The following is an 18419-nucleotide window of genomic DNA, read 5'->3' on the forward strand; positions in this document are numbered from 1 at the left end:
GGGCGTTATTGGCAGCATGACCGTGTGAGCCAGTTGACCGAACGCGGCACCCCGTTGTCCTCGCACGGCCGGACCGCCGCGCAGCGCTCGTCCGCGATCGCCGCCGCGGTCGTCAGCGGGGTGACCGCCGCCGGACTCGGCCTCGGCGCGCTCGCGGTCGCCGTCCTGCTGCTCTGGGTCGCCTCCCCGTACCCCGACAGCGGCCCCTCCCGGGCGCTGCACCTGGCCGCCGGGCTCTGGTTCATGGCGCACGGCGGCGGCCTGGTCCGCGAGACGACGCTGTCCGGGACCGCGGCGCCGCTCGCGGTGTCCCCGCTGCTGCTGTGCGTCCTCCCCGTCTGGCTGGTCCACCGCGCCGCCCGGGACACCCTGGCCACCGCCGCCGACCAGCGCCGTGACGACGGCACCGCGGTCGCTCCGCGCACCCTGCTCGGCGCCCTGCTGGCCGGATACCTGCTGGTCGCCGCCGCCGCGCTGGTCTACGCCTCGACCGGCCGGCTGACCGCCGCGCCGCTCTCCGCGCTGCTCGCCGTCCCCGGCACCGCCGCCGCCACGCTCGGCGCGACCGCCTGGCGGCTCCTCGGCCGGGACGCCGCGGCGCTGCTGCCGGCGCGGGTGCGGAGCGCCTTCCGGGCGCTGCCCGACGCCCTCCGGGCCGCCCTCACCGGCCCCCGGCTCGACACCGCGCTGCGCGCGGCCGCCGCCGCCACCCTCGGGCTGCTCGCCTCGGGCACGGTGCTCGTGCTCCTCGGACTGGCCCTGCACCCGGGGCGGTTCGCCGACGACCTGGGGCAGCTCGCCCCCGACTGGCAGGGCCGCTGCACGGTGCTGCTGCTCTGTCTCGCGCTGCTCCCCAACGCGGCCGTCTGGGGCGCCGCGTACGGACTCGGGCCCGGTTTCACCGTCGGCGCGGGCACCGCGGTCGGACCGCTGGCCACCTCGCCGCGCCCCGCGCTGCCGCACTTCCCGCTGCTCAGCGGGCTGCCGGCCCCGGGGCCCGGAACCTGGTGGCAGATCGCGCCGGCCCTGGTGGTGCCGGCGTCCGCGACGGTGCTGCTGGCCCGTTACGCGGCCGGGGACGGCCACCGTTCCTGGGGGCGGACGGCCGGCACGGCGACCGTGGCGGCGGTGCTCTGCGGGGTGGCGACGGGGGTCCTCGGCGGCCTGGCCGGCGGGTCGTTGGGCGAGGGTGCGCTCGCGTCGTTCGGGCCCGCCGGATGGCTCATCGGCCCCGTGGCGGCGGGCTGGACGGCGCTGGCCGGGGTGCCCGGGACGCTGGGGCTGCGCGTCTGGCGGCGGGGCCGGCGGCGGGCGGTCGAGGGCCGCGGGCCGAGCCTCCGAGCCCTGCCCGGCCTCCTGTTCCGCCGCGGCCGGACGACCGAACCGGAGCCGGGCACGAAGCCGGGCACGGAGCCGGGCACGGAGCCGAGCCAGGAGCCGATCCCGGAGCCGGCCGGGGAGTTGATCCCGGAGTCGAGCGGGGAGTCGAGCCGGGAGCCGGACCCGACGACGGCGGACCCGACGACGCCGGACCTGGTGTCGGACGTGACGCCGGTCCCGACGGCCGGCTCGACGCCGGAGGACCCGGCGGCCCCGATCGACGAGCCGAGCGGGGGCCGTGGAAGCGAACGGCGGGCGGGCCGAGCGGCGGGCCGGTGGACCGCCCGCGCCAAGGGCCGCCGGGAGAAGGCCCGCCGCGGCAAGGACGACCGGACCGAGGACGGCCCCATCAAGGCTGACCCGGTCAAGGCCGACCCGGCCAAGCCCGACCCGACCAAGGGCGACCGGACCGAGGACGGTCGGACCGAGGACGGCCGGGGCGGCGACCAGGAGTCCGCCGCCTGAGGGCGCGCGCCCGGGCGCGCCCGGTCCCTACTGTTGCTGCTGCTGACTGAGCAGCGGCCGGAGCTGCGGCGGCAGGAGCCGCTCGCAGGACTTGCTCGCCGCCTGCGTCAGCGCGTCGTTCACGCAGGTGAAGTAGTCGCGGTAGACGACCTGCACGGTGAACGTCGCGGCCACCATCATCAGCGCCAGCGAGGCGGTCACCAGGCCGGCGATCGCGGCGGTGGTCTGCGGCCGGGTCGTGGCGGCCGGTGCGCCGCCGGGCCGGCCCGGCGGGGGCGGGGTGGCGCCGCCGGCCGGACGCCCCTCCGGCGCCGTGGCGTTCGCCTTCTTCGGTTCGGCCTTGCCGCGCAGTGCGCTGACGCCCCAGTAGAGGGAGAGCGCACCCAGCAGCAGCGCCACCTCCGGCAGGCTGAAGAGCACGAAGAAGAACGCCCACATCCCGGCCAGCAGGGCGTAGCGGGCCCGCCGCTGGAGCGGGTCGGTGGGGTCCCAGCGCAGCCCGCCGGGGCCGCCGCCCTGCCCGCCCGGTCCGCCGGATCCGCCCGGACCGCCCTGCCCGCCCTGACCGCCGCCCCGGCCGGGCCGGGTGCCGAACCCGCCGCCCTGCCGGCCCGGTTGGCGGCTGCTCCACTGGCTGCCCCAGGCCGGCGGCTGGTCCTGCGGCCGCTGCTCCTCGTCACCGTCACCGTCGCCCTGGGCCTGCCCCGTGAGGTGGGGACGCGGTCGCCACTCCTGGTCGGGGGTGCCGGCCGGCGGCGGTGCGAAGGGGTTGTCGTCCCGGTCGGAGGAGGACGGGTCCGGGCCGCCGGCGGACGGTGAGCCCGGGGCGGACGACGACTTGCGCTCGCGCGGCAGGACGACCACCCCTGGGTCGGTGGCGGGCTGGGGGCACCACCCGGCGACGGCCGGGGGAGCGAGGAGGAGAGCCGCGCGGCGGCGTCGGTCCGGCATCTGGAGTGAGTCTTCCCCTTGTCGCGGGCGTCCGTCCGGCGGGTGGGCCGGGCGGACGGTCACCATGAACTGCATGCGTTCTCCCGCCCGACGCTACCTCCCGTGCCCGCCCCCGTCCCGCGGGGGCCGCGCGGTGTGCCGGTATCGTTGCTGACGGTCGGCGCGTTCGTAGGGTTCCCCGGATTCGCGAAACCCCTGGCTTTGTACGACCGCACAAAGACCGTAGGACCCCGAAAGACCGCAGAGCCCCGCACAGCACCCCAGACCCGCAAGACCCGGCGAGAAAGACCCCACCGTGGCCCCCTCCTCTCTTCCCGCTCGCTCCGCCCCGGCCCGCATCGTGGTACTCGTCTCCGGTTCGGGCACCAACCTCCAGGCGCTGCTCGACGCCATCGCCGAGGAGGGTGCCGCCGCATACGGCGCCGAGATCGTCGCGGTGGGCGCCGACCGCACCGGGATCGCCGGCCTGGAGCGCGCCGAGCGGGCCGGGCTGCCGACGTTCGTCTGCCGGGTCAGGGACTACCCGGACCGCGCGGCCTGGGACGCGGCGCTCACCGAGGCGACCGCCGCGCACGCCCCCGACCTGGTGGTCTCGGCCGGCTTCATGAAGATCCTCGGGAAGGACTTCCTGGCCCGCTTCGGCGGCCGGACGGTCAACACCCACCCGGCGCTGCTGCCCAGCTTTCCCGGTGCCCACGGTGTGCGCGACGCGCTCGCGTACGGCGCGAAGGTCACCGGCTGCACCGTCCACTTCGTCGACGACGGCGTCGACACCGGCCCGATCATCGCCCAGGGCGTGGTCGAGGTCCGGGCGGAGGACGACGAATCCGCGCTGCATGAGCGCATCAAGGAAGTCGAGCGATCACTGCTCGTCGATGTCGTGGGGCGTCTGGCCCGGCACGGCTACCACATAGAGGGACGAAAGGTACGTATCTCGTGACCGCCACCGAAGGCATCGCCACCGAAGGTACGCAGCGGCCCATCCGCCGCGCGCTGGTCAGCGTCTACGACAAGTCCGGGCTGGAGGAGCTGGCCCAGGGGCTGCACGCGGCGGGCGTCCAGCTGGTCTCGACCGGGTCGACGGCCGGGCGGATCGCCGCCGCCGGGGTGCCGGTCACCAAGGTCGAGGAGCTCACCGGCTTCCCCGAGTGCCTCGACGGCCGGGTCAAGACCCTGCACCCCAAGGTGCACGCCGGCATCCTCGCCGACCTGCGGCTGGAGCCCCACCGCGAGCAGCTCGCCGAGCTGGGCGTGGAGCCGTTCGACCTGGTCGTCGTCAACCTCTACCCGTTCCGCGAGACGGTCGCCTCCGGCGCCTCGCCGGACGAGTGCGTCGAGCAGATCGACATCGGCGGCCCCTCGATGGTCCGCGCCGCCGCCAAGAACCACCCCTCGGTCGCCGTGGTCACCAGCCCCGAGCGCTACGCCGACGTCCTCGCGGCCGTCAACGGCGGCGGGTTCGACCTGGCCGCCCGCAAGCGCCTGGCCGCCGAGGCGTTCCGGCACACCGCCGCCTACGACGTGGCCGTCGCCTCCTGGTTCGCCTCGTCCTACGCCCCCGTGGACGAGTCCTCCTTCCCCGACTTCCTCGGCGCCATCTACGAGCGCGAGAACACCCTGCGCTACGGCGAGAACCCGCACCAGGACGCGGCCCTCTACGTCGACGGCTCAGCCGGCCTCGCGGCCGCCGAGCAGCTGCACGGCAAGGAGATGTCGTACAACAACTACACGGACACGGACGCCGCCCGCCGTGCCGCGTACGACCACGACGAGCCGTGCGTCGCGATCATCAAGCACGCCAACCCCTGCGGTATCGCGGTCGGTTCGGATGTCGCCGAGGCGCACCGCAAGGCGCACGCCTGCGACCCGGTCTCCGCGTACGGCGGCGTGATCGCCGTGAACCGGCCGGTCAGCAAGGAGCTGGCCGAGCAGGTCGCCGGCATCTTCACCGAGGTCATCGTCGCCCCGGACTACGAGGAGGGGGCCCTGGAGGCCCTCGCCAAGAAGAAGAACCTCCGTGTGCTGAAGGCCCCGAGCGCGCCCTGCAACCGGGTCGAGGCCAAGCAGATCGACGGCGGTGTGCTGCTCCAGGTCACCGACCGGCTCCAGGCCGACGGCGACGACCCGGCCAACTGGACGCTGGCGACCGGCGAGGCGCTCTCCCCCGAGGAGCTCCAGGAGCTGGCCTTCGCCTGGAAGGCGTGCCGGGCCGTCAAGTCCAACGCGATCCTGCTCGCCAAGGACGGCGCCTCGGTCGGCGTCGGCATGGGCCAGGTCAACCGCGTCGACTCCTGCAAGCTCGCCGTGGAGCGCGCGGGCGAGGAGCGGGCGCGCGGCTCCTACGCGGCCTCCGACGCCTTCTTCCCGTTCCCCGACGGGCCGGAGATCCTCATCGGCGCCGGGGTGCGGGCGATCGTCCAGCCGGGCGGCTCGATCCGTGACGAACTGGTCGTCGAGGCCGCCCAGAAGGCCGGCGTGACGATGTACTTCACCGGTACCCGGCACTTCTTCCACTGAGCCGGACCGGTCACGCGCGGAGGGCCGCACCCCGTCACTTCGGGGTGCGGCCCTCCGCCGCTGTTTGCGCGGTGCCTAGTGACGCGGCCTGCTGAACCAGGACTTGCTCTCGTCCTTGGAGGCCATGACGATCACTGTGATGCCCAGCGCCGTGTGGATCAGGCCGAGCGGGAAGGAGGCGAAGCTCAGCAAGGTGGTGCCGGCGCCGAAGACGATGGTGCTGATGCGGACACCGTTGCTGCCGTTGCCGAACTGGGCGGCGAGCGTAAGCGCGGCGGCCGTGAAGATCACGATGACCACGATGGCCGCGATCGCGAAGCCCTTGGTGACCGCGAATGCGGACGAGTCCGCGTACGGGGAGGACGACGCCTCGTGCGACGCCTTGCTGAAGACGCCCAGCATGACCACCGACAGGACCAGGCCGATGAGGTTCAGCCCGGCGAGCACGAACAGCATCACCCGGGCCGTCTTGACGCTGCTCGGCATCACCGTCGGGTACGGCATCTGCGCCGCGGGCATCGGACCGCCCGCGTACGGACCGCCCGGGTACGGGCTGTACGGGGCCATCGGCTGCTGCGGCTGCTGCGGCTGCTGGGGATAGCCGTAACCGGGCTGCTGGCCCGGTGGAGGGCCGTAGGGGTTGGGGTTGGGGTTGGGATAACTCACGAGCGGTGCCCTTCAGACGACTTGGAGCGGTATCGGCGAGCGCCGTGAAGGCCCCCGATCGCTGCTGCGAGGGGGCCTTCACTGGGCTGTGCGGGGCAGGTAGTGCGGCCCGTTATGGCATTACTTGGGAGCCTCGACGACCACCGTGCCGACGATCTTGTCCGCGAACGTCTGGTTCTTCTCGTCCCACAGCGGCCACAGCCAGCCGATGCCGCACAGCGCGCCGTTCAGGCCGCGGCAGAGGTAGCGGACGAAGGTCATGCCGAAGCCCATGGGCTGGCCGGTGGTCTCCTTGATGACCTTGATGCCCAGCGCCTTCTTGCCCGGGGTCTGACCGGTACCGCCTTCCTTCGCCATGAGGAAGAAGCCGCCGCTCACGCCGATCAGCCACGCGATCCCGATGAGGATGAAGAAGATGGCCGGCGTGCTCGACGTCGTGGCCGACTCGTAGGCGTGGTTGAGGCAGCTGTAGTCCCCCGGCGGGCAGCTGGAGGCGGCCGAGCTGGCCGAGCTGCTGGCCGAGCTCGCCGAGCCGGCCGCCACGGCGAAGGCGATGACGTAGAGGATGACCGGCACCAGGCCGACGATGAGGAAGTCGATCAGCAGGGCGCCGACCCGCGCACCCCAGCTCGCGTAACCCGACGGCATCCCCGGCATGCCCGGCTGGCCGTAGGGGGCCGCCGGCTGCTGCGCATAGCCGTAGCCCGGCTGGCCCTGCGGCGGGACCTGGCCCTGCTGGGGGTAGCCGTACGGCTGCTGGGGCTGCTGCGGGGCGCCCTGCTGGGGGTAGCCGTAGCCGGGCTGACCGCCCTGCGGCGGGGCCGGCGGCTGCTGGCCGTACGGGCCCTGGGGAGCCTGCGGCGGCTGACCGTACGGCCCCTGGGGGGCCTGCGGCGGCTGGCCGTACGGGTTGTTCGGGTCACCGAAGCTCATGGTGCTGCTTTCCTCCGTTGGTGTCAGTGGGGGACGACGCGGCGTGACTCGGAGGAAAAACACGTGTATTCATGGCCCGCCCCCGACGATGCCTGCGGCACTGCGCCGTCAATCCTTCTAGGTGAGGATTCCGTCTGTCCAGTCAAGGCGGTCGGTCTTTGTGCAACCGCAATGATCATTTCCGGACAACTGCCGTCCGCGCGCCCTGATTGGAACACGGGTGCCTCCATCCGGGAGGATGGGGGGTATGACTGCCCAGATTCTGGATGGCAAGGCCACCGCCGCCGCGATCAAGTCCGAGCTCGCCGCCCGCGTCGAGGCGCTGAAGGCCAAGGGTGTCACCCCCGGCCTGGGCACCCTGCTGGTCGGCGACGACCCCGGCAGCCGCTGGTACGTCAACGGCAAGCACCGGGACTGCGCGCAGGTGGGCATCGCCTCCATCCAGCGCGAACTGCCGGAGACCGCCACCCAGGAGGAGATCGAGGCCGTCGTCCGGGAGCTCAACGAGGACCCGGCCTGCACCGGCTACATCGTCCAACTCCCGCTCCCCAAGGGCATCGACGCCAACCGCGTGCTGGAGCTGATGGATCCGGCCAAGGACGCCGACGGGCTGCACCCGATGAGCCTGGGCCGCCTGGTCCTCGGCATCGAGGGCCCGCTGCCCTGCACCCCGTACGGCATCGTCCAGCTGCTGCGGCGGCACGACGTCGAGATCAAGGGCGCGCACGTGGTCGTCGTGGGCCGTGGCATCACCATCGGCCGGCCGATGCCGCTGGTGCTCACCCGCAAGTCCGAGAACGCCACGGTCACCCAGTGCCACACCGGCACCCGCGACCTCTCCGCACACCTGAAGCAGGCCGACATCATCGTCGCCGCCGCCGGTGTGCCGCACATCATCAAGCCCGAGGACGTCAAGCCCGGCGCCGCCGTCCTGGACGTGGGCGTCAGCCGGGACGAGCACGGCAAGATCGTCGGCGATGTGCACCCCGGCGTCGCCGAGGTGGCCGGCTGGGTCGCCCCCAACCCGGGCGGCGTCGGCCCGATGACCCGCGCCCAGCTGCTGGTCAACGTCGTCGAGGCGGCGGAGCGCGCGGCTGGGGGCACCGCCCAGCGTTAGCTGGGGGAGTCTGTGACCGGCCCGGACGTGCGAGCCTGGAAGAGGGCCCGCCGTCCCGTGCGACGAACCCGCGACACCGACCTCCATCCCGATCTCCACACCGACCCGGACACCGGAAGGGGCTGACCGCCAGACATGGCTGCCGAAGCGCACTCGGAGGGTGCGTCCGAGCCGCAGCGCACCTCGCGCCGCTTTCCGCAGCTGACCCGCGACACCGCCCGCCCCGAGGGCGGCGGCCGGGCCGCCTCGGGCAACTACCCGGCGCCGGCCCGGCAGTGGCCGCTGCTGAGCGTGCTGGGCGGGGTCGCCCTCGGGCTGCTGCTGGTCGCGCTGGACGCGTTCCGGATCGGCTCGATCGTGATCGGGCTGGCCCTGCTGGGCGGCGCGGTGCTGCGGTGGGCGCTGCCCTCGGTGGGGATGCTGGCCGTCCGGTCCCGCTTCACCGACATGATCACCTACGGCGGCCTGGGCTTCGTGATCGTGATCCTGGCGATGATGGTGCAGCCCAAGCCGTGGATCCACATCCCGCTCCTGGACGACATCGTCCACTTCACGGTCCGCTAGGACGCGGCCACCGGCCTTTCGCGGCGCTGCGGCACACCTCGTGCCGTAGCGCCGTGCGCCTGTGTGACGCGGGTAACTTGGCGACGTCCGGGGGGTGCCCCAACCGCGAGAGGGACGTCCACGCATGGCCAAGATCAAGGTTGCCCGCCCCGTCGTCGAGATCGACGGCGACGAGATGACCCGCATCATCTGGTCGTCCATCAGGGACCGGCTGATCCTCCCGTACCTCGACGTCGAGCTGAAGTACTTCGACCTCGGCATCGAGCACCGGGACGCCACCAGCGACCAGGTCACCGTCGACGCCGCGCACGCCGTCCAGGAGTACGGCGTCGGGGTGAAGTGCGCGACGATCACCCCGGACGAGGCCCGGGTCGAGGAGTTCAACCTCAAGGCGATGTACCGCTCGCCGAACGGCACGATCCGCAACATCCTCGGCGGCGTGATCTTCCGCGAGCCCATCATCATGGAGAACGTTCCGCGGCTCGTCCCCGGCTGGACCAGCCCCATCGTCGTCGGCCGCCACGCCTTCGGCGACCAGTACCGCGCCACCGACCTGAAGGTCCCCGGGCCCGGCACGCTCACCCTGGCCTTCGCCCCGGCGGACGGCGGTGAGCCGACCGAGCTGGAGGTGCACCAATTCCCCGGCGCCGGCGTGGCCCTGGCGATGTACAACCACGACGACTCGATCCGCGACTTCGCCCGGGCGTCGTTCCGCTACGGGCTGGACCGCGGCTACCCCGTCTACCTCTCCACGAAGAACACGATCCTCAAGAAGTACGACGGCCGCTTCAAGGACCTCTTCCAGGAGGTCTTCGACGGCGAGTTCCGGACCGAGTTCGAGGCCCGCGGCCTGACGTACGAGCACCGGCTGATCGACGACATGGTGGCCATGGCCCTGAAGTCGTCCGGCGGCTACGTCTGGGCGTGCAAGAACTACGACGGCGATGTGCAGTCGGACGTCGTCGCCCAGGGGTTCGGTTCGCTCGGGCTGATGACGTCGGTGCTGATGACGCCCGACGGACGGACCCTGGAGGCCGAGGCCGCGCACGGCACCGTCACCCGCCACTACCGGCAGCACCAGCAGGGCAAGGCCACCTCCACCAACCCCGTCGCCTCGGTCTTCGCCTGGACCCGCGGCCTGGCGCACCGCGGCAAACTGGACGACACCCCCGAGGTGACCCGCTTCGCCCACACCCTGGAGCGGGTCTGCGTGGAGACCGTCGAGGGCGGCCAGATGACCAGGGACCTGGCGCTGCTGATCGGCCCGGCCCAGCCGTGGCTGACCACCGACCAGTTCCTGGAGGCGCTGGACGCCGGGCTGCAGAAGGCGATGGCGCCCGCCTGAGCCGGCCCCGGCGGCCTGTGCGGCTGGCCGGGAATCGCCGTCGTCGTGGAACCGCCGCGAGAGTGGGGGGATTGCCCTCCCGTATCCCGGGCATGCGCACCACACCCCCCCACGGGTATGCACAACCGCCGGCCGCCCGCGCTGCCCCTCCAAGAGCGGGCGGCCGTCGTCCCCCCCGGCCGGGCCGGCCCGCCGGCCGCCCGCACGGCGGCCGCCGAGGTGGTCCGGCCGGGACGGCGTGACGGCCGGTGAGGTGTCCCACACCGGCCCGTCACCTGTGCGGGTCGGGGGTCCGATAGCCTGACGGCCGAGTCTCTCGATACCAAGAGACCTTGATGAATGGGCAGGGACACCCACCGCCGACCCAAGGTGGTCCAGGGGCTTGCCCCCGGAATACCGCGCAGGAGATCGCCATGACCCGCACTCCCGTCAACGTCACCGTCACCGGCGCCGCCGGCCAGATCGGTTACGCCCTCCTCTTCCGCATCGCCTCCGGCCATCTGCTCGGCGCGGACGTGCCGGTCAAGCTGCGCCTCCTGGAGATCCCGCAGGGTCTCAAGGCCGCCGAGGGCACCGCGATGGAGCTCGACGACTGCGCCTTCCCGCTGCTCCAGGGCATCGAGATCACCGACGACCCGAACGTGGCCTTCGACGGCGCCAACGTCGCGCTGCTCGTCGGCGCCCGCCCCCGTACCAAGGGCATGGAGCGCGGCGACCTGCTGGAGGCCAACGGCGGCATCTTCAAGCCGCAGGGCAAGGCCATCAACGACCACGCCGCGGACGACATCAAGGTCCTCGTCGTCGGCAACCCGGCCAACACCAACGCGCTGATCGCCCAGGCCGCCGCCCCGGACGTGCCGCGCGAGCGCTTCACCGCGATGACCCGCCTGGACCACAACCGCGCGGTCACCCAGCTTGCGCAGAAGACCGGCGTCCCGGTGTCCGAGATCCGCCGCCTGACCATCTGGGGCAACCACTCGGCCACCCAGTACCCGGACATCTTCCACGCCACGGTCGCCGGCAAGAACGCCGCCGAGACCGTCAACGACGAGAAGTGGCTGGCCGACACCTTCATCCCGACCGTCGCCAAGCGCGGTGCGGCGATCATCGAGGCCCGCGGTGCCTCGTCGGCCGCCTCCGCCGCCAACGCCGCCATCGACCACGTCCACACCTGGGTCAACGGCACCGCCGAGGGCAACTGGACCTCCATGGGCATCCCCTCGGACGGCTCCTACGGCGTCCCGGAGGGCCTGATCTCCTCCTTCCCCGTCACCACCAAGGACGGCGTGTACGAGATCGTCCAGGGCCTGGAGATCAACGAGTTCTCCCGCGCCCGCATCGACGCCTCCGTCAAGGAGCTGTCGGAGGAGCGCGAGGCCGTCCGTGCCCTCGGCCTGATCTGAGCCGGCGCCGGCGCACCGCCGCACCACCCCTTCCGAGCCCGCATGGCCCAACGGCCGTGCGGGCTCGGCCCGTTGACGCAACGTCAGTCGACGATAACGCGCTGACACGACGCCCTCCGTTCCTCTATGCTCTGCGGTCCCTTCACACGTACGGGTGAAGGTGCGCGCTGGCGGAACTGCGCCGCCGCGCCGGTGCGTTGTGACGGATACGCGCTGGCAGGACGGCAGCTACGGGGGAGTCCGATGAGCGGTAACGAGGTGCCCGCGCAGCCCGGCGGTTCGGCGGAACGGCCGTGGCTGCGCAAGGAATCAGCGGAACACAAGGAGCACGGAGGGCCCGGGCGGTACGGGGCGGCCGCGGGCATCCCGGCGGCCGGGCCGCTGCCGCCGACGCCGCCCGGGGCCAGCGAGGCGACCCGCCTGCTGTGCGCGGGGACCTACCTCGACACGTCCTTCCGCGACGCCGTCATCGACGAGCTCTACATCCACGAGGAGCGGTTCGCCGCCCCCTCCCTGGGCATCGACGCGGCCCGGGTGCTCGCCCACGCCCTGCGCGCCCGCCGGCTGGAGCTCGGCTGGTCGGCGGCGATCGTGCTGGCGTGGGTGGTGGCCACCGCGCTGTCCGCGGGGCTGGCCTGGTCCTATCTGTACCTCGTCGCCCTGCTCGGCCTGGGCCGGTTCGTCCGCGGGCTGTCGGCGACCTCCCGGGTGCTGCGGTCCACCGCCTTCCTGCTGCGCTGGTACGCCCGGATCGTGCTGACGGTCTTTGTGGTGGGGCTGGCGGTGATGGTCTTCGACAGCACTGCATCGAGCATCCTGCCGGCGCTGTCGCCGCTCGCCCTGATCCAGGCCCTGCTCGGCGCGACAGGCGTCACCGGCCCGTCCTACGGCGGCGGATGGAGCGTCCCGGGCGGTGCCCTCGACACCTCCGGCATCGGCGCCCCGACGGTGCTCGGGATCTGGGTCGCGCTGCTGCTGCCCGTGGCCGTGGCCGTCCTGGTCGCGCTCAAGCGGGGCCAGTTCGCCCGCGCGCTGGCCCGTGAGCTGTCCCGCGAGCACTTCCCCGACATGATGTCCGACCCGGCGGAGCGCGCCGAGGGCGTCCGCTTCCAGCGGCTGCGCGACCGGGTCCGGACCGAGCAGCACGGGCCGTTGGTGATGTACCGCCCCGGTGATCCGTTCTGCGGCGCGGGGGAGCCGGTCAAGCCGTGGTCGCTGTCGGTGGAGCTGGTGCCCCGGGCCGACGGCGGCGCCGTGCCGCTGGACAACGGCGAGATCCTCGCCCGGATCGTCCCGCTGGTCGAGGCGCTGCGGGTGCCGTCCGGCTCGCCGGCGACGGCGGACGCGGTCCGCGACCGACTGCGCTCCCTGGAGGTCGACCAGTGCGTCTTCCTGCCGGTCGACGGTCTGCCGAGCCGCGCCGCCGCGCCGTACGCCCCCGCCGCCTTCGAGGCGCACCGGGCCGCGGCCCTGGAGGAGGGCGGGGAGACCCGCCGGCACTTCCTGCGGATCCGGGTCGGCGGGTGGCACGAGGGCGTGGTCACCACGGTCTTCGTCCGCGTCCACACCCAGGGCGGGATGCTGATGATGGAGGTGGCCCCGCATGTGCTGTGGCCGCTGCGCCCGCTCTTCCAGGACGCCGACCGGATCGCCCACCAGTACCGTCACCACCATCGCTTCGGCAAGGCGGTCTGGGCGCTGGCCCACAGTCCCCGGTCCGCCGGCGAGGCGCTGCTGACCCTGGCGCGCGGGCTGCGCGGCCCGTGGCGGCTGGCCACCGAGGGCCACGGCGCCGCCCTGCCGGAGGGCCCGGCCACCTCCGTCCGCGAGCTGGGCGCGACCGGCGAGGCGTCGCTCTTCCAGTACATGGACGTGGCCCGCTATCTGAAGACCGTTCAGCAGCGGGTGGCGGCCGGGGTGAAGAGCGCGCTGCACGACGCGGGTTACCAAACGGCCGAGTTCGAGCAGCGCGTCGTCCATGTCGCCGACGGCGGGGTCTATGTCGAGTCCGCCCAGGGCGCCGTCGGCATCGGCGACCACAACACCATCACCAGCAACGGTGACCCCGCTCCTGGCAGCGGGGCCGACTCCTCCCCGAAGGGCAGGTCCTGACGTGGCATCAGCTGACTCGACCGGCAAGGGCAACGGCATCCACATCGGCAGCGTCCAGGGCGCCTTCGCCATCGGCGACCACAACACCGTCACCCACCACGGCGCCAACTCCCAGGGCGCCGGGCCCGCGATCGACCCGGCCCACGAGGAGCTCCTGCGGGCCGTCCGCACCCTCCGCGAGGACCTCGGACGGGCCGTGGAGAGCCCCGAGGTCCGGGCGCTGACGGCCGAACTCACCGGCACCGAGGAGGAGATCACCGGCACCGGCGCCGCCGCCCCCGGCCGGCTGGCCCGGCTGCGCGCCGCGCTGACCGACGCCGGTGCGGTGGTGGGGCTGCTGGCGTCCGGTGCGGCGGTGGTCCAGGCGGTCGCCGCCCTTCTGGGAGGGTGACGGCCCGTGCCCCAAGGCCCCGAACCGCGCTGGAACCCCGACACCCAGTCCTGGGAGACCGGCCCCGCGCGCCCCGTCCGCCCGTACACCGGCCCGCCGCCGCCCCGCCCGGCCGCGCCCCCGCCGTCCGCCGGCCCGGTGCCGGGCGCGGACGGCCCCGCCGCGGCCCCCTACGCTCCCGGCCCGCCGCCGGCGACGGTCCCCGACACCGCGGGTCTGCCCGTGCCCGCCGCGGACACCGGCCGCCGGACCCGGATCCTGATCGCCGCCGCGGTGGCCGCCGTCGTCGTGGCCGGTGCCGGCGGCGCCTACGCCCTGTGGGGCCGCGGCCCGCACGTCTCGCCGATCCGTCCCACCGCCTCGGCGAGCGGCACCGCGACCGCCGCCCCGAGCGGCGCGGCGGCGCCCACCGCCTCGCCCACCGCCGACGCCTCCGCCACGGCCGTACCCGGCGGCTCCCACCTCGTCCACGACGAGAAGGGCTTCACCCTCGCCGTCCCCGACGGCTGGCGGCGCGAGCTGCGCTCCACCGGGGTCTTCTACACCTCGCCGGACGGCCGCAGCCTGCTCCAGATCTTCCAGATCACCGAGCCCGACCTCACTCCTCGGCAGGCCCTGGAGCAGGCGTCCAAGGGCCTCGCCGGCAACCCCGGCTACAAAGAGCTGGGCCTGGAGCCGCGTCAGGGCCCGCCCGGCCCCAGTGGTGCCCAACTGACCTACGCCTACGACAGCGACCGCCTGGGCGTCCGCGTCCGGGCCGTGGACTGCGCCTTCACGGTCCCCGACGGCCGCCAGTTCGCGGTCCTCGCGCTGGGCCCGGACGCCGACTGGCCCCGGCAGGCGGAGGTCCAGCGGATCGCCCTGGAGTCCTTCGCCCCGACCGCCTGACGGCCCTGCCTCGGGCGGCCACTGCCGGCCGGCCGCCCACCCGGGCAGCCGGCCGGGCCGTCAGCCCGGCAGTTCGGTCCGCTCCCACCACTCGTAGACCGGCAGCCGGCCGTCGACGGTGTCCCACTGCCGCGCGGTCGGCCGGAAGTGCTCGTAGCCACCGCGGTACGGGACCTTCAGGTCGCCCGCTCCGGGATCCACCTCGACGATCCGTGCGGTGATCCCCTCGGGGCCGCCCTGGAGTACTGCCTTGGGTGCCTTGCTCGCCATGGCGGCAGTGTCTCGCGCACCGCCCGGCTGCCCGGGGTGGCTCGCCGTGGCCGACCGTCAGTCCCGGGGGAAATCCTCCGTCGAGAGGGTCATGCCGAGAACGGTGTCGGTGAGGTCGATGGGTTCGCCGTAGGCAAGGGTGAGATCGCGCTTGTACTCGCCGTCCTGGGGGTGCGTGAAGACGCGGCAGCGGCCGAGGTAGGGGTCGGCGATGAGGTAGACGGGGATTTCGGCGATTGCGTATGCCTTTTCTTTGGGCCCGTAGTCGTTCATGGCTGTCCCCCGGGAAATGACCTCCGCGACGAACTCGACGTCCTGATAACGCCAGCAGCCGTTCGTCTTCGCGGCGCCGTCGGAGAGCTTGGCCATATCCGGGCAGAAGCCGTTGCTCCTGCCCGGGAAGTCGATCCTCACATCCGACACCATCACGGCGTCGCGACCGAAGTGGTCTTCGAGCGCCCACAGGAGCCGGCGAATGGTCTGCCAGTGGACGTCCCGCTGCGGCGTCATGAAAACGGTCCCCTCGACGATCTCGACCTTGTATCCCTCGGGGACGGGCATCCGCTCCAGCCGATCGAACAACTGGTCCAACGTCAGCTCACCGGGCTCGGCCATCTCGATCCATTCGGTCCGCTCAAGGCTGATGGTCATCGTGCCGCTCCTCCCCGCTCCGCCGCGGGATGCGGGGAGCCGCACGGTTCAACGATACGTATGTACGAGCACCACGGGGGGTGAACGTCGCGCGCGAGCTGACGTCAGACGGCCTGGTTCTGGCCCTCCAGGACGGAGACGTCGACGGTCTGCCCGGGGGGCGGGGTGTGTGCGGGGACCGGGTGGTCGTAGTCGCTGAGCAGGACGGTGCTGGTCTCGTCGTCGACCCGGGTGGCGAGCTTCAGGGGGTAGTGGGTGCCCTTGATGGCGACGTAGACGGTCTGGGTGGCGTCGCCGGCCTTCTTGACGACGGGGAGGACGCGGGTGCCCTCGTGGGTGGTGGGGCGGCCCTTGGAGAGGGTGACGGCGGGGGTCGGGGCGGGGCTGTCCTCGGGGGCGGGCGACTGCGGGGTGACCGCCTTCTGGAAGGCGGTGAGGTCGCAGGCGGTGGCGATGCTCTGGAGGAAGCTGTCGTCGGTGGTGCCGTGGAGGAAGCGGTCCCGGTAGGTCCGGGCCGCGGTGGCGCCCTCGTCGCCGGGCAGCTGGCTCTTCCAGTAGGCGGCGTCGGGCTTGAGCCAGACGTCCTTGCCGCGCTTGATCAGGTCGACCCGGCCCTGCTTGCCGTTGCTGATGTTGCCGGCGCAGTTCCCGGCCCGGTCGAGGGTGAGGTCGAGCCTGGTGGCGTCGACGGAGGTCTCGGTGCGCAGCCGCACGGAGTCCGCGCCGACGAGGGCGTGCAGGGCCTCGTCGGAGATCTGCTGGGCCGACTTGTGGGCGAGGTCGCCCTCGTCGTCCGGGTCGTCGGCCGGGGTCATGGCGGCACAGGCGGCGGCCGCGATCAGACCGGCCGCGCCCCAGGCCATGGCGGTGCGGGAGGAGCGTCTGCGGGACATCTCGGCACCTCCGTCCGGAGGGGCTCCCGGGGGACCGCGGTGGGCCTTTCGGGAGGCTCCCGGGTGGACATACGGCTATTCAGCGTACTTTCCGGTCTATTCGGGCGCATGCGGAGAGGTCGGGCGCCTCGGGGTGACTCGGGTCACTTTCGATGAATGTTCCGGCATAGGAATGCAGGTTTGGGTTAGGGGTCCACGTTGCTGGCGTGGCAGTGGTTGAACCAGTGAAGATCACTGGGCAGCCCTCCCGCCGGCGGGAAAACACCGGAAAGCGGAAGGCAGAAGGACGTCGTGGCGGCAACCGAGACAAGCGAGACCATTCACGTAGGCGGGGTTTGGCGGGCGGCCGCTTCCGGTGCCACGCGCGAGGTCCTGGACCCAGCCGACGCCACGGTGCTCCAGCTGGTCGCCGAGGGCGGCGCCGAGGACGCCGACGCGGCCGTCGAGGCGGCCCGGGCGGCCTTCGACGGCGGCACCGGGGTGTGGCCCCGCACGCCGGTGGCCGAGCGGTCGGCGCTGCTGCGCCGGGTCGCCGACCTGCTCCAGCGCGACCGCGAGCAGATCGCCCTGATCGAGAGCCGGGACACCGGCAAGACGTTGGAAGAGGGCCGGATCGACGTCGACTGCGTCACCGACGCCTTCCGCTACTTCGCCGACCTCGTCGTCAACGAGAGCGGCGGCCGGGTCGTGGACGCCGGCTCGGCCGACGTGCACAGCATCGTGGTGCACGAGCCGGTCGGCGTCTGCGCGCTGATCACCCCCTGGAACTACCCGCTGCTCCAGGCCAGTTGGAAGATCGCCCCGGCGCTGGCGGCCGGCAACACCTTCGTGATCAAGCCGAGCGAGGTCACCCCGCTCTCGACCGTGCACCTGGTCCGGCTGCTGGTCGAGGCCGGACTGCCGGACGGCGTCGCCAACATCGTCACCGGCGCCGGGCTGCCGGTCGGTCAGCGGCTGGCCGACCACCCCGACGTGGACCTCTTCTCGTTCACCGGTGGTCTGGTCAGCGGCACGAAGGCGGGCGCGGCGGCGGTCTCCGGCGCCAAGAAGATCGCCCTGGAGCTGGGCGGCAAGAACCCCAACGTGGTGTTCGCCGACGCCTGCGCCACCGACGAGGGCTTCGACACCGCGGTCGACCAGGCGCTGAACGCGGCGTTCATCCACAGCGGGCAGGTCTGCTCGGCCGGCGCCCGGCTGATCATCGAGGACTCGGTGCGGGACCGCTTCGTCGCCGAACTCGCCCGCCGCGCCGAGAAGATCAAGCTCGGCCGGGGGACCGAGCCGGGTGTGGAGTGCGGCCCGCTGGTCTCCCAGCAGCAGCTGGACAAGGTCGAGGCGTACGTCGCCTCCGCGCTGGCCGAGGGTGCGAGCCTGCGCTGCGGCGGCGCCCGCCCCGAGCCGAGCGACGTCCGGCCGGCCGGCGGCTACTTCTACCGGCCGACCGTGCTGGACGGCTGCCACCGCGGGATGAAGGTCGTCCGGGAGGAGACCTTCGGGCCGATCCTCACCGTCGAGACCTTCACCACCGAGGACGAGGCCGTCGCGCTCGCCAACGACACCGAGTACGGGCTGGCCGGTGCGGTCTTCTCCGCCGACACCGCGCGCGCCCGCCGGGTCGCCGCCCGGCTGCGGCACGGCACCGTGTGGATCAACGACTACCACCCCTACCTGCCGCAGGCCGAATGGGGCGGCTTCGGGAAGTCCGGCATCGGCCGCGAGCTCGGGCCGACCGGACTCGACGAGTACCGGGAGAGCAAGCACATCTACGAGAACCTGCGGCCCGAGCCCGTCCGCTGGTTCGCCGGCTGACCGGCACCGCCTTCCGGTACGACCCCCGGCCCGGACACCCCGACGTCCGGGCCCCGCGCACTTC

17 protein-coding genes are annotated in these 18419 nt (G+C 73.1%); 11 read left to right on the plus strand and 6 right to left on the minus strand.

Going from position 1 to position 18419, the window contains the following annotated elements:
• Window positions 1-24: 24 nt before the first annotated feature.
• Window positions 25-1845, plus strand: coding sequence for a DUF6350 family protein (locus K2224_RS41340; protein ID WP_313904768.1), 1821 nt, complete (start codon window positions 25-27; stop codon window positions 1843-1845).
• A gap of 27 nt (window positions 1846-1872) precedes the next feature.
• On the opposite strand, the gene K2224_RS10165 is transcribed toward K2224_RS41340, so the two are convergent.
• The gene (locus tag K2224_RS10165) at window positions 1873-2796 is read right to left on the minus strand and encodes a hypothetical protein (RefSeq protein WP_399018195.1); all 924 of its coding nucleotides are present in this window, start codon (window positions 2794-2796) and stop codon (window positions 1873-1875) included.
• Between the two features lie 295 nt (window positions 2797-3091).
• Here K2224_RS10165 and purN point away from each other — a divergent pair, with 295 nt between their 5' ends.
• Both purN and purH read left to right on the plus strand, forming a co-directional pair.
• Entirely contained in the window at window positions 3092-3736 is a 645-nt protein-coding gene (gene purN, locus K2224_RS10170) for a phosphoribosylglycinamide formyltransferase (RefSeq protein ID WP_221906250.1), read from the plus strand.
• The gene (gene purH / locus K2224_RS10175; RefSeq protein ID WP_260692465.1) at window positions 3733-5313 is read left to right on the plus strand and encodes a bifunctional phosphoribosylaminoimidazolecarboxamide formyltransferase/IMP cyclohydrolase; all 1581 of its coding nucleotides are present in this window, start codon (window positions 3733-3735) and stop codon (window positions 5311-5313) included. The genes purN and purH overlap by 4 nt, the downstream gene beginning before the upstream one ends.
• A 75-nt stretch (window positions 5314-5388) precedes the next feature.
• Here purH and K2224_RS10180 read toward each other — a convergent pair whose 3' ends face one another.
• Window positions 5389-5979, minus strand: coding sequence for a hypothetical protein (locus tag K2224_RS10180; RefSeq protein WP_221906251.1), 591 nt, complete (start codon window positions 5977-5979; stop codon window positions 5389-5391).
• A gap of 120 nt (window positions 5980-6099) precedes the next feature.
• Window positions 6100-6912, minus strand: coding sequence for an RDD family protein (locus K2224_RS10185; protein WP_221906252.1), 813 nt, complete (start codon window positions 6910-6912; stop codon window positions 6100-6102).
• 247 nt (window positions 6913-7159) lie between these two features.
• Here K2224_RS10185 and K2224_RS10190 point away from each other — a divergent pair, with 247 nt between their 5' ends.
• The 7 genes from K2224_RS10190 (at window position 7160) to K2224_RS10220 (ending at window position 14732) form a co-directional block, all read left to right on the plus strand.
• A complete protein-coding gene (locus K2224_RS10190; RefSeq protein ID WP_221906253.1) occupies window positions 7160-8029 on the plus strand; it encodes a bifunctional methylenetetrahydrofolate dehydrogenase/methenyltetrahydrofolate cyclohydrolase in 870 nt (289 codons plus the stop codon).
• Window positions 8030-8164: 135 nt separating this feature from the next.
• Window positions 8165-8593: a DUF3017 domain-containing protein gene (locus tag K2224_RS10195; protein ID WP_221906254.1), complete on the plus strand. Its 429-nt coding sequence runs from the start codon at window positions 8165-8167 to the stop codon at window positions 8591-8593.
• 124 nt (window positions 8594-8717) lie between these two features.
• Window positions 8718-9938: an NADP-dependent isocitrate dehydrogenase gene (locus K2224_RS10200; protein WP_221906255.1), complete on the plus strand. Its 1221-nt coding sequence runs from the start codon at window positions 8718-8720 to the stop codon at window positions 9936-9938.
• Window positions 9939-10351: 413 nt separating this feature from the next.
• The gene (locus K2224_RS10205; RefSeq protein WP_221906256.1) at window positions 10352-11341 is read left to right on the plus strand and encodes a malate dehydrogenase; all 990 of its coding nucleotides are present in this window, start codon (window positions 10352-10354) and stop codon (window positions 11339-11341) included.
• A gap of 243 nt (window positions 11342-11584) precedes the next feature.
• Window positions 11585-13453: a hypothetical protein gene (locus tag K2224_RS10210; protein WP_260692466.1), complete on the plus strand. Its 1869-nt coding sequence runs from the start codon at window positions 11585-11587 to the stop codon at window positions 13451-13453.
• 1 nt (window position 13454) lies between these two features.
• Entirely contained in the window at window positions 13455-13844 is a 390-nt protein-coding gene (locus tag K2224_RS10215; RefSeq protein ID WP_221906257.1) for a hypothetical protein, read from the plus strand.
• A 6-nt stretch (window positions 13845-13850) separates the two neighbouring features.
• Window positions 13851-14732, plus strand: a complete 882-nt coding sequence (locus K2224_RS10220; RefSeq protein WP_260692468.1) for a hypothetical protein — start codon at window positions 13851-13853, stop codon at window positions 14730-14732.
• A 60-nt stretch (window positions 14733-14792) separates the two neighbouring features.
• Here the strand turns inward: K2224_RS10220 and K2224_RS10225 are convergent, their stop codons facing one another.
• The 3 genes from K2224_RS10225 to K2224_RS10235 all read right to left on the minus strand — a co-directional run bounded on the left by K2224_RS10225 (window position 14793) and on the right by K2224_RS10235 (window position 16546).
• Window positions 14793-15002, minus strand: a complete 210-nt coding sequence (locus K2224_RS10225) for a DUF5988 family protein (protein ID WP_221906258.1) — start codon at window positions 15000-15002, stop codon at window positions 14793-14795.
• A gap of 57 nt (window positions 15003-15059) precedes the next feature.
• Entirely contained in the window at window positions 15060-15653 is a 594-nt protein-coding gene (locus tag K2224_RS10230; RefSeq protein WP_221909560.1) for a Uma2 family endonuclease, read from the minus strand.
• Between the two features lie 104 nt (window positions 15654-15757).
• A complete protein-coding gene (locus K2224_RS10235) occupies window positions 15758-16546 on the minus strand; it encodes a hypothetical protein (RefSeq protein ID WP_221906259.1) in 789 nt (262 codons plus the stop codon).
• 291 nt (window positions 16547-16837) lie between these two features.
• Between K2224_RS10235 and K2224_RS10240 the strand changes: the two genes are divergently transcribed.
• Complete coding sequence (locus K2224_RS10240; protein ID WP_221906260.1) at window positions 16838-18355, plus strand: aldehyde dehydrogenase family protein; 1518 nt, start codon at window positions 16838-16840, stop codon at window positions 18353-18355.
• Window positions 18356-18419: the final 64 nt, after the last annotated feature.

Source organism: Streptomyces sp. BHT-5-2 (assembly GCF_019774615.1).
In the GTDB taxonomy this organism is placed as follows: domain Bacteria; phylum Actinomycetota; class Actinomycetes; order Streptomycetales; family Streptomycetaceae; genus Streptomyces.

Bases quoted from the DNA above. Each gene is read 5' to 3' on its own strand.
- K2224_RS10165 (WP_399018195.1), bottom strand. From the start codon at position 2,796: ATGCCGGACCGACGCCGCCGCGCGGCTCTCCTCCTCGCTCCCCCGGCC.
- K2224_RS10185 (WP_221906252.1), bottom strand. From the start codon at position 6,912: ATGAGCTTCGGTGACCCGAACAACCCGTACGGCCAGCCGCCGCAGGCC.
- K2224_RS10190 (WP_221906253.1), top strand. From the start codon at position 7,160: ATGACTGCCCAGATTCTGGATGGCAAGGCCACCGCCGCCGCGATCAAG.
- K2224_RS10195 (WP_221906254.1), top strand. From the start codon at position 8,165: ATGGCTGCCGAAGCGCACTCGGAGGGTGCGTCCGAGCCGCAGCGCACC.
- K2224_RS10200 (WP_221906255.1), top strand. From the start codon at position 8,718: ATGGCCAAGATCAAGGTTGCCCGCCCCGTCGTCGAGATCGACGGCGAC.
- K2224_RS10205 (WP_221906256.1), top strand. From the start codon at position 10,352: ATGACCCGCACTCCCGTCAACGTCACCGTCACCGGCGCCGCCGGCCAG.
- K2224_RS10210 (WP_260692466.1), top strand. From the start codon at position 11,585: ATGAGCGGTAACGAGGTGCCCGCGCAGCCCGGCGGTTCGGCGGAACGG.
- K2224_RS10225 (WP_221906258.1), bottom strand. From the start codon at position 15,002: ATGGCGAGCAAGGCACCCAAGGCAGTACTCCAGGGCGGCCCCGAGGGG.
- K2224_RS10230 (WP_221909560.1), bottom strand. From the start codon at position 15,653: ATGACCATCAGCCTTGAGCGGACCGAATGGATCGAGATGGCCGAGCCC.
- K2224_RS10235 (WP_221906259.1), bottom strand. From the start codon at position 16,546: ATGTCCCGCAGACGCTCCTCCCGCACCGCCATGGCCTGGGGCGCGGCC.